Annotated in this window: 11 protein-coding genes; 6 read left to right on the top strand and 5 right to left on the bottom strand. The window is 61.4% G+C overall.

Features of this window, described 5'->3' with window-relative positions; all coding sequences use genetic code 11:
• Positions 1 to 5 precede the first annotated feature (5 nt).
• The 4 genes from P3T16_RS03845 to P3T16_RS03830 all read right to left on the bottom strand — a co-directional run bounded on the left by P3T16_RS03845 (position 6) and on the right by P3T16_RS03830 (position 3,844).
• The gene (locus tag P3T16_RS03845) at positions 6 to 1,835 is read right to left on the bottom strand and encodes an extracellular solute-binding protein (protein WP_429341408.1); all 1,830 of its coding nucleotides are present in this window, start codon (positions 1,833 to 1,835) and stop codon (positions 6 to 8) included.
• Positions 1,836 to 2,024: 189 nt separating this feature from the next.
• Positions 2,025 to 2,795 (bottom strand): energy transducer TonB, encoded by a 771-nt coding sequence (locus P3T16_RS03840; RefSeq protein ID WP_429341228.1) that lies wholly within the window; start codon positions 2,793 to 2,795, stop codon positions 2,025 to 2,027.
• Positions 2,792 to 3,211: an ExbD/TolR family protein gene (locus P3T16_RS03835; RefSeq protein WP_429254285.1), complete on the bottom strand. Its 420-nt coding sequence runs from the start codon at positions 3,209 to 3,211 to the stop codon at positions 2,792 to 2,794. Before P3T16_RS03835 ends, P3T16_RS03840 begins: the two co-directional genes overlap by 4 nt.
• Before the next feature lie 21 nt (positions 3,212 to 3,232).
• Positions 3,233 to 3,844 (bottom strand): MotA/TolQ/ExbB proton channel family protein, encoded by a 612-nt coding sequence (locus P3T16_RS03830; RefSeq protein WP_429254284.1) that lies wholly within the window; start codon positions 3,842 to 3,844, stop codon positions 3,233 to 3,235.
• Between the two features lie 1,076 nt (positions 3,845 to 4,920).
• On the opposite strand from P3T16_RS03830, the gene P3T16_RS03825 reads away from it, so the two are divergent.
• The 6 genes from P3T16_RS03825 to P3T16_RS03800 all read left to right on the top strand — a co-directional run bounded on the left by P3T16_RS03825 (position 4,921) and on the right by P3T16_RS03800 (position 13,261).
• Positions 4,921 to 7,611: a TonB-dependent receptor gene (locus P3T16_RS03825; protein ID WP_429341227.1), complete on the top strand. Its 2,691-nt coding sequence runs from the start codon at positions 4,921 to 4,923 to the stop codon at positions 7,609 to 7,611.
• Positions 7,612 to 7,740: 129 nt separating this feature from the next.
• The gene (locus tag P3T16_RS03820) at positions 7,741 to 9,357 is read left to right on the top strand and encodes a peptide ABC transporter substrate-binding protein (protein WP_429341226.1); all 1,617 of its coding nucleotides are present in this window, start codon (positions 7,741 to 7,743) and stop codon (positions 9,355 to 9,357) included.
• A gap of 18 nt (positions 9,358 to 9,375) precedes the next feature.
• Entirely contained in the window at positions 9,376 to 10,311 is a 936-nt protein-coding gene (locus P3T16_RS03815) for an ABC transporter permease subunit (protein WP_429254281.1), read from the top strand.
• 4 nt (positions 10,312 to 10,315) lie between these two features.
• The gene (locus P3T16_RS03810) at positions 10,316 to 11,248 is read left to right on the top strand and encodes an ABC transporter permease (protein ID WP_429341407.1); all 933 of its coding nucleotides are present in this window, start codon (positions 10,316 to 10,318) and stop codon (positions 11,246 to 11,248) included.
• A 1-nt stretch (position 11,249) separates the two neighbouring features.
• On the top strand, positions 11,250 to 12,242 hold the full coding sequence (locus tag P3T16_RS03805) for an ABC transporter ATP-binding protein (protein WP_429254280.1): 993 nt from the start codon (positions 11,250 to 11,252) through the stop codon (positions 12,240 to 12,242).
• A complete protein-coding gene (locus P3T16_RS03800) occupies positions 12,239 to 13,261 on the top strand; it encodes an ABC transporter ATP-binding protein (protein ID WP_429341225.1) in 1,023 nt (340 codons plus the stop codon). The genes P3T16_RS03805 and P3T16_RS03800 overlap by 4 nt, the downstream gene beginning before the upstream one ends.
• A 22-nt stretch (positions 13,262 to 13,283) precedes the next feature.
• Here P3T16_RS03800 and P3T16_RS03795 read toward each other — a convergent pair whose 3' ends face one another.
• Positions 13,284 to 13,469, bottom strand: coding sequence for a hypothetical protein (locus P3T16_RS03795; RefSeq protein ID WP_429341224.1), 186 nt, complete (start codon positions 13,467 to 13,469; stop codon positions 13,284 to 13,286).
• Positions 13,470 to 13,484 lie beyond the last annotated feature (15 nt).

Raw genomic sequence — 13,484 nt, 5'->3', positions numbered from 1 at the left:
TCTCCTTACTGCACCGATGCGACAGGGCCCGCGCCCGAAGGCGCTTTCCTGTACCAGTAGTCGATCACCCAGTCTTCGGCCTGATACGTGCTCGGCCATACCGCTGGCACGCCGAGCGAGTTTTTGAAGGCGATGCGTGCATTCGGCGCGTAATACTCGGGAATCATGTAGTAGCCGTTGATGAGAACGCGGTCGAGCGCATGCGTCGCGGTTTGCAGTTCGTCGAGCGTATTCGCGCGCAATACCGCGTGAACCAGCGCATCGACTGCCGGCGAACGGACGCCCGGGAAGTTCTCCGCGCCGATCTGCGTTGCCGCCGCGCTACCGAAGCGCCGTTCCAGCTCGACGCCGGGAATCGTCACCGTCGGGTAGATATACGTCGTCATGTCGTATTCGAAGTTATCGATGCGCTTCTGATACAGCGCGCTATCGACTTCACGCATATGCGCGTCGATGCCGAGCAACTGGAGATTGCGGATATACGCAAGCAGCACGCGGTCCATGCCGGGCTGATCGTCGATGATCTCGATCGACATCGGCGTGCCGTGCGCGTCACGCAACTGGCCGTCCTGGACGTGCCAGCCAGCGGAGGCGAGCAGATCGCGCGCCTCGCGCAGGTTGTCGCGCAATGTGTGCGGCGCGATCGTGTCCGGCTGTTTGACCATCGGTCCGAATACGCTTGCCGGCAGGCTCGCGCGGTACGGCGCGAGCAGCGCAAGCTCCGCTTCGCTCGGCTCGCCCTGTGCCGCAAAGGGACTGTCGTCGAAATAGCTGTTCAGACGTTTGTACTGTCCGTAGAACGTCATCCGGTTCAGCCAGTCGTAGTCGAACGCAAACGCCAGCGCGTGGCGCACGCGCGCGTCCTGAAACATCGGCTTGCGCGTATTGAACATCAGGCCCTGCATCTGCGGGCCGTGATTCGGAAACATGCCGCGTTTCAGCATGCCGTTGTCGAAGTTCTTGCCGATGTATTTGCGGGCCCACTGCATCGAGCTGTACTCGATCTCCACATCGGTGTCGCCCGCCTTGAACGATTCGAGCTGCGTGTAGTGGTCGAGATACAGCTTGAACGTGATGCGCGCGAAGTGGAACATGCCGCGCCGCGACGGCAGATCAGCCGCCCAGTAATGCGGATTGCGACGATAGACGATCTGCTTGTCGTTCCTGCGCTGCTCGATCAGATACGCGCCGCTCGAAACCGGCGGTAGGTTCGTCAGCTGGTCGAACGGCGTGTGCTTGCCGTCGGGCTGCATACCCCACTTCGCTGAAAACACCGGCAGGTCGCCTGCAATCAGCGGCGCGTTGCGTTCCGCGCGTTTGAAATCGAACCGCACGCGCGACGCATCGAGCACGGTCGCCCGGCGGATCGCGGCGAATTGCGAGTTATAGAGCGGCGAAGCCTGCGGACTCGTCAGCGTGTCGAACGAGAATTTGACGTCCGTGGCCGTGATCGGGTCGCCGTTCGAAAAGCGCGCATTCGGGTTGATGTGAAAGACCGCCGACAAACCGTCCGACGCGATCTCGACGTCGTCGGCGATCAACGGGTACTCGGAGGCGAGTTCGTCCCAGCTGCGCTGCATCAGCGTGTCGAACATCAGATGCAGGATGTCGGGCGCCGGCGAGCCGCGCACGAGAAACGGATTCAGCGAATCGTAGCTCTGCGCTTCGTCGAAGTTCTGGAAATTGAGCACGCCATCCGACGACGCCGACGGATCGGCGTAGTCGAAATGCGTAAAGCCAGCCGGATATTTCGGCTCGTCGTACTGCGCAATCGCGCTCTTCGCTACGGCGGGCGCGGCGGGCAACATCGCGGCCACGACCGCGCAGGCAAGCATCAGCGCGGCCTCAACGCGTCGATGCGGGTCGAGCAGCGCGCGCGGGCCTCGAATCATGTCGAGTATTTTCATTCTGCTTGCGTGAGGATGCGCGCCGGTTCGTAACCGGCGCGCGGACCTTCGGTTGCGCGCGAGGGCAGCGGATAGCCGCCGCTCGCGCCTTGACAGGGCCTTCCCTGGATTGCCGGATTACTGGTCGTCTTCGGAAGGCGCGGTCTTGAACGAGAACTCCACTTCGCCGACGTACGGCTCCGCGTTCTTCTCGCATTTATAGGCGCGCCCTGCCGTGATCACCGCCTCGTTGAACACCGAGGTGGGTGGCGTCACACGCACGATTTTCACTTCGCCGACGCTACCGTCCGCGTTGATCGCCAGATGCGCGATCACGTTCGCCGAGATGCCCTGCTCCAGCGCGCGCCGCGGAATCTGCGGCTGCACCGAGCTGCAATGTCCGCGGCCGTCCACCACGCCATGAAGCGCGGGTGGCGCGACGGGTGCTGCGCCCGTCGCGGCAGTAGCTGGTCCGGGTGTCGCGTTGGCGGTCGCAAGCGCGGGTGCGTTCGCCGACGGATTGACCGCGGCCGCGATGTTCGCTTCCTTCGGCGCCGGCGATGGCGTCGCAGGCGGCGGCTTCGGCGTGGGCAACGGCTTCGGCTCGACGTGTTTCGGCACCACCTTCTGCGGCTCCGGCGCGGGCGGCGGCTCGAGCTTCTTCACTTCAGGCGGCGGCGGAGGCGGAGGCGGCGCCATCTGCACGCGCATTTCCTTCGGCGGCGGTGGCGGTTCCTGATGGAAACTCACGTGCGACAACCCGAAAATCACCAGCAGTTCGACCAGCAGCGCCGCGCCGATGGCGACCTTCATGGGCATGCGACCGTGATGCGTCGGCGCGTTCGATGCCCATAGCGCGCCTTGCAGGCGGCGTTGCGGATCTTTCATGTCGATGGCCGGTGAGCTCATGTCGTCGGGTTCGTTGCCAGTGCAACCGAACTGATGCCCGCCGCGCGCACCAGGTCCATCACCTTGACGATATTCTTGTAGCTCGTACCTTCATCGCCTGCGATGGCGACGTCAACTTTCTTCGCGTCGTGAACCAGGCCCTGCAGATGCGTGGTCAGCTCTTCCGGCGAAACCTCTTTCGCGTCGAGATAAAGCTGATCGGTTTTTGTGACGCCGATCGACACCTTCACGGTCTGCTGCAACTGTTCGGCGGTACTCGACTGCGGCAGGTCCAGCTTGATGCCAGCGCCCTGGATCATCTTCAGCGTAGCGAGCATGAAGAACACCAGCAGGAACATCATGATGTCGATCATCGGGATGATCTCGATGCGCGCTTTCTCTTCACCGCCGAGGTAATGGCTGCGATGGTTTCGCATGATCTCTCTCCTCGTGCCGGGTCAGGCAGCAAAACGCGAAACGAGCAGCGACTTGATGAGGTCGAACTGGTTGACCGTCATCCGGATGCGCTTGTTGAAGTAATTCAGGAAGATCACGCAGATGATCGCGATCGTCAGGCCGCACGCCGTAGCGGTGAGCGCGTGACCAATACCGCCTGTCACGCCGTTCGGGTTAGCCGTACCGCTATTGCCGAGCACGTTGAACGATTCGACCATGCCGATGATCGTGCCGAGCAGGCCGAGCAGCGGCCCGAGCGTCACCGCCGTATCGAGCACCCACAGGTTACGGTCGAGGCGCGGCATCTGGAACATGATCGTTTCTTCGATCTCGCGTTCGACCACTGCTTCGCTCTTACCCTTCACCTTCATCGCCGACTTCACGAGTTCGCCCTGCACGGTCTGGCTATAGTGCGCGGCAACCTTGGCGGCTGCGTCTGGATTGCTGCCATCCACGAGCTTCAGATCATGTTCGAGCGTGCTGCCGGCGCGCACCGCGCGCGAGAAGAACATGAAGCGCTCGATGATGATGGCGATGCCGATCAGGAAGATAAACGCGAGGAGAGGGATCAGACCCATGGACTGGATCGAGTAGTTGATGAGGGTATTCAGCACTGCGGACTCCGATTAGAACAAGGCTCGAACGGCCGTCGAGTAACGGTGGATTTCTGGGTACCGGCCACCTTGTGGGTCGCCGGCAAAAAAGGCGCCCCACCTATGCAAAGGCCGTACCAGGTTCAACCGTGCCGCTTGCGGTCCGGACGCGTTGTCTGCGTGCTGCCGTACGCTTTGCTGTGCAATTTCAAGCGCTTAGTTGCGGCGCACAGCCGCCGCTGGCCGTTTCGCCGGAGCGGTGCTCGCGCACGCATTTAACAAATCAATTTGCAAAAGGTAATTATCAGTTAACCCGATTAGAGTGTTTTACCTGGATTTAAAACGCGGCAACGATATCCGCTTTGGTGCGGGATAGAGAATTTGTAATTAACTGGTGCAATTTTTATTCTCAATATAGACAACCACATTACCCCGTCATTACTTATAGTTTACTTATTCATTACGCGATATGCCAGAATATTTTGTCCGTGAAAAGTGCCGTGTGGCCTCACATGGAGCCGGTTAGCCAGGATCTTCGGTCGTTTTCTTACATACATTACACTCCGAATAGACCGCTTTTCAATCGCACTTTTTTAGTGAATTTCCATATATCGGATTAAACCTTTCCAATGCACCAAAGCGGAATTTCCGCATTCTTACGGTGCGATTCCCGCACCATTCGGCGTTAGATAAACCACTCTAATTTAATTCAATTTTATTAATCCTTTTTATCCACTGTGTTAAACGCGCGGAAACGGCGACCCCATGTCGCGTCGCCTGTCGCGAAGCAGTCAGGTATCCAGAATTTCCTAATGCAATCAATCGTTTGCACGCGAATCAATTGCTCGCTACCGGCCCGGCGCGAGGTCGCGCGGGTTCGCATGGCACATCTCATGCTTTTGCTGCGCTCGCTTTAAATAACCAAGGCGCGTCCGACACAATCGGCGAAGCGCCCTGGACGGGAAGTGCGAGACGACGTCGGAAGACATCGGCAGCGAAGAACTCGCTGATCACCACGCACGACTACGCACGCGCGACTCGCGCGGTGCGTTCGGATCGTTCAACAGAAGTCGCCTCAACGACAAGAAGGAGCGCAAGTGAAACAGAAGCGATTGGTCTCGGCCATCAGGAGAATCATAGGAGCCGAGCTCGTGTTGACAGCAGCGTTCATCCCGCTGGCACACGCACAGAGCCAACCTGACAGCGCAGCCGCCCCCACAGCGGCAAGCGCAACAGCAGCAACACCACCCGCCACGAAGCTGGAAAAAGTCGAAGTGACAGGATCGCTGATCCGCACGTCAGACAAGACCGGCAACATCGAAGTTCAAACCGTCACCGCAAAGGAAATTCAGCAAAGCGGCTACACCACCGTCGCCGACTTCCTGCGCGGCATGTCCGCAAACTCCGCGAGCAGCTGGTCGCAATCGACCATGAACAGCTCGGCGCCGGGCGGCGCAGGCCTCGCGTTACGCGGTCTCTCCGAGAAGTACACGCTGGTGCTGGTCGACGGACAACGCGTCGCCAACTACGCGATGGCGGTGAACTTCACCGATACGTTCTTCGACGTCAACTTCATCCCGCTCAACGTTGTCGACCACATCGAAGTGGTGAAGACGGGTGCGGTGTCCGAGTACGGCTCCGACGCAATCGCGGGCGTCATCAACATCATCACGAAGAAGAATTTCCAGGGTCTGCAGATCGACGGCCAGGCCGGCAAGGCCCAGCATCCGGGCGACGCTCAAGGTCAGTTCAGCGTGCTCGGCGGCTTCGGCGACCTGAACGCTGACCGCTTCAACGTGACGGCCGCCGCGAGCTGGTATCGCGACAGCGGTTCGTCGCTCGCCGACCGTCCGATGACGAGCCAGCAGAACTTCTCCGGCTACCCCGGCGGTCTCGCCGGCCCGCTCGGCCCGAACCAGCAGTCGTTCTGGAAGCTGCCCGACGGCACGACCACTGCACTGAGCCCCTGCCCGCCGGGAAGCAGCGCCGCAAACACGGGCGGCGCATCGTGTACGTACAACCCCGCCGGCGTGACTTCGCTGATGCCGGAAACGACGCGACTGAACGCGAAGCTGCATGGCACGTTCAAGATCAACGACGACACCCAGGCCTACGCGGACTTGATGTTGAGCCGCAACGAAACCGTGCAGTACCAGGGCCCGGCTTCGATCTCGTCGACGACCAACGTCTTCAATCCCGCGACCGGTTCGGTATCGCCGTTGCCGCGCATCGTCTCGGGTTCGAATCCGTTCAACCCGTTCGGCGTGGATACGCCGATCAACCTGACGTTCCCGAACAATGTTGCTGAAGCCGATACGGTTTCAACGTACTGGAGAGCGTCGACGGGCGTGAAGGGTTCTTACTCGACCTCGAAATTCGGCGACTGGGACTGGGGCGTCGACTATGGCCATTCGCAAAGCACGGTCGACACGACGTTCAAGAATGCGCTGAACGTCAACGGCATTGAAAACATCCTCGCAAACGGCGTCTATAACTTCGCCAATCCCGCGGCAACGCCGAACGGCCTGAATGGCGCGTTCTCGAACGACGACCAGCAGGCCATCTCGAAGCTCGACGCCGTTACGGCGAAGACGTCGACGGGCAACCTGTTCAACCTGCCGGGCGGCCCGGTCGGACTCGGTTTCGGTACGGAATTCCGTCACGAAAGCTCACTGATCAATCCGCGCACGCTGGCCTCGCAGGGCATCACCGCGCCTGCAAACGTTCAGACCGTGGATGGCGAGCGTAACGTCGCGGCGGCGTTCTACCAGGTCGACATTCCGATCATCCACAACCTGACGTTCACGCAGGCAGGTCGTTACGACCACTACAGCGATTTCGGCGGTGCCTTCTCGCCGAGCTTTGCGCTGCGCTTCCAGCCGGTGCAGATGCTGACGACGTACGCGTCGTACAGCCGTGGTTTCCGTGCACCGACGCTGGTGGAAAACGCACAGTCCGTGTATCTCGGCCACCAGAACCTGACCGATCCGAACGACCCGAGCGGCACGCCGACCAAGCACTTCACGACGGAACAGACGGTCGGCAATCCGAACCTGCAGCCTGAGCACACGAAGAACTACAACATCGGCTTCGAACTGTCGCCGGATACGTCGACCGATATCGGCGCAGCGTTCTACAAGATCCACATCGACGGCGTGATCGGCACTGCCGATCCGGTTGCATTGCTGGCAGCGAACAATCCGGGCATCGTGGTCCGCAATCCGGACGGCACGATTCGCTACATCCAGCAACAGTTCGTCAACCTCGGCTCGCTGGACACCGATGGCTTCGACATGAACTTCCGCAAGTCGGTTGGCACGAAGTACGGCACGTTCACGCTGGCAGGCGACTGGGCGTACGTGTGGCACTTCAAGCTGGACAGCCCGGGATCGCCGACGCAGGACTTCGCGGGCAACAACCTCGCGCTGCTGCAGCCGTTCGGCGCATCGAATCCGCGCTGGAAGGGCAACACGACCCTGACCTGGGATTACCGCAAGTTCACGACGTCGCTGACCTGGCAGTACACGGGTCCGTACACGAACGCGGTAGCAGCGGAGTTTGGCGATGGTGGCACGCTGTCGGTGGCGTCGTATAGCCAGTTCAACCTGATGGCCACGTATCGCGGCTTCAAGAACTGGACGATCTACGGTGGCATTAACAACCTGTTCGACCGCAAGCCGCCGTTCGACGTCGAGTGGCAGGCCACGCCGGACATCACCGGTTACGACCAGTCGCTGTATACGGACATGGGCCGCTTCTTCCAGGTGGGCGCAACGTATCGCTTCTGATACGCAGCAGCCGGTTTTATCGATGTGATGCAGGTCTCCTCTTGCCTCTTCGTGTCTGTGAAGGGGATGGGCGGCGGTGCCTCGTGCACCGCCGGCCTTTTTTTGTCCGGATGCCACTTGAACTACGCAATGAAATCGAAGTACGCCCTGTCGGCAGCATTGACTGCACTCGCCTTCTCCACTTCCCAGCTTGCCCTTGCAGTGACCGTCCCGCCCGGTGTGACACTCGCCGCGAGCCAGGAAATCACGCGGCAGATGCCCGTCGAAACCGAATCGCTCGACCCCGCTCATATCGAATCGTGGGCCGGCAATACGATCGGTCTCGATCTCTTCGAAGGTTTGACGCGCATCGATGCAGCAGGTGCAGTCGCGCCCGGCGTTGCTGAATCGTGGACGCGTACCGCGCCCGACACATGGCTCTTCAAGCTGCGCCACGACGCGCGCTGGAGCAACGGTCAGCCGCTGACGGCCGCCGACTTCGTGTACTCATGGCAGCGCGTCGTCGATCCGAAGACGGGTTCGAAATACACCGTGCTCGTCGAGTTCGTGAAGAATGCAAACGCGGTGCTCGCAGGCAAGGCGCCGCTAACCAGCCTCGGCGTGCGCGCAGTCGATCCGTACACGCTCGAAGTCAAGACCGAAGCACCCACTTCCTTCTTTCCGCAGCTGACTGCGATGTCGACGATGGCCCCGGTGAACCGCGCAGCCGTCACGAAGTTCGGCAATGAATGGACGCGGCCAGGCAACATCGTCAGCGACGGCGCCTACAGTCTCGTCGACTGGCAGCCGGGCAACCGCCTCGTGATGACGAAGAGCGACAAGTACTGGGATGCCAGCAAGGTCGTGATCACGAAAGTCACGTACCTGCCGATCGAAAGCGACGAAACGGCGCTGCGCATGTATGAGGCCGGCCAGTTCGACTACACCTATACGATTCCGTCAGGCGTTTACGGCATGCTGAGCCGGCAGTTCACCGGCGAACTGAAAACCGGACTCTTCATCGCCACCTACTACTACTCGCTTAACAACGACGACCCCGCATTCAGGGACAAACGCGTGCGTCAGGCACTGTCGATGGTGATCGACCGCAACCTGCTCACGTCGAAGCTCACCGCGAGCGGCGAGTTGCCGCTGTACGGGCTGATTTCGAAGGGCACGCAGGGCGCAGCCGTCTATCAGCCGGACTGGGCGGGGTGGCCGATGGCAAAGCGTGTCGAGTACGCACGCGATCTGCTGAAGCAGGCGGGCTATTCCGATGCAAAGCCGCTGACGTTCACGCTGACGTACAACACCAACGACCTGCACAAGAAGGTCGCGCTCTTTACCACGTCGGAATGGCGTACCAAGCTCGGCGTCAACGTGAGGCTCGAAAACGTCGAGAACCGTGTGCTGCTGAAGATGCGCCACGACGGCAAGATTCAGGCCTCGCGCGACGGCTGGTTCGTCGACTACAACGACGCAATGTCGTACTTCGACCTGATCCGCTGCAACAGCGTGCAGAACGACCAGCGTTATTGCAATCCGAGGGTCGACACGCTGGTCGATCAGGCAAACCAGCAGATGGATGACGCGCATCGCACAGCCATGCTCACGCAGGCGCACGAAATGGCGATGAACGACTATCCGTTGATTCCGATGTTCCAGTATTCGGCGGTGCGGCTGGTGAAGTCTTACGTGGGCGGCTATACGTCGACCAACTACGTCGACCAGCGCCAGTCGCAGGACATGTACCTCATCAGGCACTAACCGCGAGGAGCATCTGCCATGCTGGCTTACACGTTGCGCCGCACGTTATGGGCGATTCCGACGATTCTCGCGGTGATCACCGCGTGCTATCTGCTGTTGCATCTCACACCTGGCGGCCCGTTTGATTCGGAGAAGCATCTGTCGGCGGCGACGCTCGCCAACCTGAACGCGAAGTACCACCTCGACGAACCGCTGTGGAAGCAGTATCTGCTGTATATCGGCGCGCTGCTGCACGGCGACCTCGGCGCATCGTTTCGCTACGCGGACTGGTCCGTCGGCGACCTGGTGTGGAAGGCGTTTCCGGTGAGCCTTGGCGTCGGCGGCATATCGATTCCGATCGCGCTGGTGCTGGGCGTTGCGCTCGGGACCGTGGCCGCCGTGCGCCGCGACAGCGTGATCGATCACGGCGTGATGCTGCTCGGCAATCTTGGCAACGTGGTGCCGCCGTTCGTGCTCGGCCCCGTGCTGGTGTGGATATTCGCCATCCTGCTCACAAGCAGCGGCCACGGCTGGCTGCCGGCCGGCGGCTGGGGCGACGGCGACTGGCACTATCGCGTGCTGCCGATCGTGCTGCTCGTCATCATCAACGTATCGACGATTGCGCGTGTGATGCGCGGCAGCATGATCGAAGTGCTGTCCGGCAACTTCATTCGCACCGCGCGTGCGAAGGGTCTGCCGGGACGCACGATCGTCTTGCGGCACGCGCTTAAGCCGGCGCTGATGCCGGTTGTGTCGCTGCTCGGTTCGCTGTGCATTTCGTCGATCACCTCAGCGGTGGTCACGGAATCCGTCTTCGCGCTGCCGGGCCTGGGGCAACTCGTCGTGAACGGCGCGATCAACCGCGACTACACGCTCGTGCTTGGCCTCGTCGCACTGATCACGGCCGTCGCCGTCCTGTTCAATCTGCTGGTCGACCTTGCCTACGCATGGCTCGATCCGCGTATCCGGTACTGACATGATGAACCGCCTGTTCAATGGCGCCGCGCGGACATTTGCGGCGCCTCTGGCTAGCGCTGCTGCCAGTGCGGCCAATGCCGCCCCGCATTCGCGCGGTCCGTTTGCCGTCGCGTGGCTCCGCTTTCTGCGCAATCGCGCGGCACTCGCGGGTTTTGTGATCCTGTTTCTGATCGTGATCGCGTGTTTTGTGGGGCCGTTGCTGCTGCCCAACAATCCGGTCGACAGCGACTGGGGATCGATCAGTCTCCCGCCGACATGGCAGGGCCTCCACTGGTTCGGCACCGACGAACTCGGCCGCGATCTGCTCGCGCGCACGCTGGTGGGCGGCCGTGTGTCGCTCGAAGTCGGTCTGCTCGGCACGCTGGTGTCGGGGTTCATCGGCATCGCGTGGGGCGCGACTGCCGGTTATCTGGGCGGACGCGTCGACGCGGTCATGATGCGCATCGTCGACATGATGTACGCGATTCCCTACATGCTGATCGCAATCCTGATGATGACGCTGTTCGGACGTGCGTTCTATCTGGTGGTGCTGACGATCAGCGCGTTTTCGTGGCTCGACATGGCGCGCGTCGTGCGCGGCCAGACGCTGTCGCTGCGTTCGCGCGAATTCATCGATGCAGCGAAGGCGACAGGCGTCAGCTCGCGCGCGATCATCGCGCGTCATATCGTGCCGAACCTGATCGGCGTGGTGGTTGTGTATGCAACCGTCACGGTGCCCACCATTGTGCTGACTGAATCGGTGCTGTCGTTCCTCGGGCTCGGCGTACAGGAGCCGATGACGAGCTGGGGCGTGCTGATCGAAGACGGCGCACAGAAGCTCGACTCGATGCCATGGCTGCTGCTCTGCCCCGCCGTGATGTTGTGCGTGACGCTCTACTGCGTGAATTTTGTCGGCGACGGTTTGCGCGACGCACTCGATCCAAAGGACCGTTGAAATGGCACTACTCGATGTAAAGAACCTGAGCGTGCGCTTCAGCCGCCGCGAAGGCCCACCGGTCGACGCGGTACAACAGGTTTCGTTCTCGCTTGAGGCGGGCAGGACGCTCGGCATCGTCGGCGAATCCGGCTCGGGAAAGAGCCAGACGGTGATGGCGCTGCTCGGCCTTCTCGCGTCCAACGGCAAGGTGTCGGGTGAGGCGCGTTATCGCGGAGACGACCTGCTCGCGATGAACGGCGCAGCATTGAACAGGATTCGCGGCGACCGGATCGGCATGGTGTTTCAGGACCCGATGACCGCGCTCAATCCGTTCCTGACGATCGAACGTCAGATGACGGAATCGCTGCAACTGCATCGCGGAATCACACGCCGCGAAGCGCGCCGCCGTGCCATCGAAGCACTCGATACCGTGCGTATTCCCGACGCAGCGCGCCGCATCGGCATGTATCCGCACGAGTTTTCAGGCGGCATGCGACAGCGCGTGATGATCGCGATGGCGTTGCTATCGGAACCGGAAATTCTGATCGCCGACGAACCCACCACCGCGCTCGACGTCACCGTCCAGGCGCAGATCATTGAACTGCTGCGCGAACTGAACCGTGAGCGTGGCACGGCGATCATCCTGATCACGCACGACATGGGCGTGGTGGCCGGCCTGTGCGACGACGTGATGGTGATGTACGCGGGGCGCACCGTCGAACAGGCCGACGCGCAAACGCTGTTCGCCGCCCCGACGCATCCGTACACGATCGGTCTTCTGAACGCCCTGCCCCGTCTCACTGACGACGACGATCGTCCGCTGCGGACCATTCCGGGCAATCCGCCGTTGCCGGGTCAGCTCGGTGCGGGCTGTGCATTCGCGCAACGCTGCACGTACGCCGTGGACGCATGCCGCGTATCGCCACCTCCACTCGAAGCGCGGGCGGACGTACCCGGCGCGCGGCGGGCATGCCACCGCGCGGTAGAAGCAATCATGGAAGCAGTGTCATGACCCAAAACGTGTCTTACGATGAAAGCACTGAACCGCTACTCTCAGTGAACGACCTGAAGGTGCATTTCAACGTGCCGCGCGGCAAGCTGCCGTGGTCCGGCAAAGCGACGTTGCGCGCGGTGAATGGCGTTTCGTTCGACGTACGGCGCGGCGAGACCGTCGGCCTTGTCGGCGAATCGGGTTGCGGCAAGTCGACGCTCGCGCGCGCGATCGTCGGACTTGCACCGGTGAGCGGCGGCAGCGTGCGCTGGCGCGGCGCGGAAACCGTGCAGGGCGCGCGTCGCGATATCGTCCCGTTGCGACGCGACGTGCAGATGATTTTTCAGGACCCGCTGGCGTCGCTCGATCCGCGCATGACCATCGAACAGATCGTCGCGGAACCGTTGCTGACGCATCAACCTGACGTGTCGCGCGCCGACGTGCGCTCGCGCGTGCTGACGATGCTCGAACGGGTCGGACTCAATGCGCAGCATCTGCGGCGTTATCCGCATGAATTTTCTGGCGGGCAATGTCAGCGTGTCGGGATTGCGCGCGCGTTGATCGGCGAGCCACAACTGGTGATCTGCGATGAGCCGGTATCGGCGCTCGATGTGTCGATTCAGGCGCAGATTGTCAATCTGCTGCGGGATTTGCAGCGGGAGTTGTCGTTGTCATTGCTGTTTGTCGCACACGATCTCGCGGTAGTGAAGGCGATCAGTCATCGCGTGCTGGTGATGTATCTGGGCCGCGTGATGGAGTTTGGCGAGAAACGTGAGGTCTATGCGACGCCGGCGCATCCGTATACGCGGGCTTTGTTGTCGGCAGTGCCGGTGCCCGATCCCGCGGTTGAGCGTGAGCGACGGCACCTGTTGCTGCGGGGGGAGATCCCTTCACCGCTTTCGCCTCCGTCAGGTTGCGCGTTTCGCACGCGTTGCCCGGATGCGATTGACGCGTGCGGTGAAACGCCCCCGGAAGCCGTCGTGCGAGGTGCGGGGATGACGCGTGTCGCGTGTATTCGGGCCGGGGTCTCAGCCACCTGAGGCGCTGCCCGCATTAGATACTTCAGCACGCTTCGCCGGGAATTTCCAGCGCGTTCGAATATTCGCTGCTTTTCTTATGTGTATCGACGGGTTGGATGCGCAGGTCTGCGACTTTAATCCGAAGTGCGATAAGAATCGAAGCAATGCTTCGTTGCCCCACAGCACCCGCCTCGCTTACCGTGGACATTTTTGTGCGCGCTGCCTTCACGCGCATTCCGTTCTG

This window comes from Paraburkholderia sp. GAS42, from assembly GCF_050436565.1.
In the GTDB taxonomy this organism is placed as follows: Bacteria; Pseudomonadota; Gammaproteobacteria; order Burkholderiales; family Burkholderiaceae; genus Paraburkholderia.
This window is presented reverse-complemented; position numbering and strand designations above follow the sequence as displayed.

Coding starts and splice junctions, on each gene's coding strand:
- P3T16_RS03845 (WP_429341408.1), bottom strand. CDS start 1,835: ATGCTTGCCTGCGCGGTCGTGGCCGCGATGTTGCCCGCCGCGCCCGCC.
- P3T16_RS03840 (WP_429341228.1), bottom strand. CDS start 2,795: ATGAGCTCACCGGCCATCGACATGAAAGATCCGCAACGCCGCCTGCAA.
- P3T16_RS03835 (WP_429254285.1), bottom strand. CDS start 3,211: ATGCGAAACCATCGCAGCCATTACCTCGGCGGTGAAGAGAAAGCGCGC.
- P3T16_RS03820 (WP_429341226.1), top strand. CDS start 7,741: ATGAAATCGAAGTACGCCCTGTCGGCAGCATTGACTGCACTCGCCTTC.
- P3T16_RS03815 (WP_429254281.1), top strand. CDS start 9,376: ATGCTGGCTTACACGTTGCGCCGCACGTTATGGGCGATTCCGACGATT.
- P3T16_RS03810 (WP_429341407.1), top strand. CDS start 10,316: ATGAACCGCCTGTTCAATGGCGCCGCGCGGACATTTGCGGCGCCTCTG.
- P3T16_RS03805 (WP_429254280.1), top strand. CDS start 11,250: ATGGCACTACTCGATGTAAAGAACCTGAGCGTGCGCTTCAGCCGCCGC.
- P3T16_RS03800 (WP_429341225.1), top strand. CDS start 12,239: ATGACCCAAAACGTGTCTTACGATGAAAGCACTGAACCGCTACTCTCA.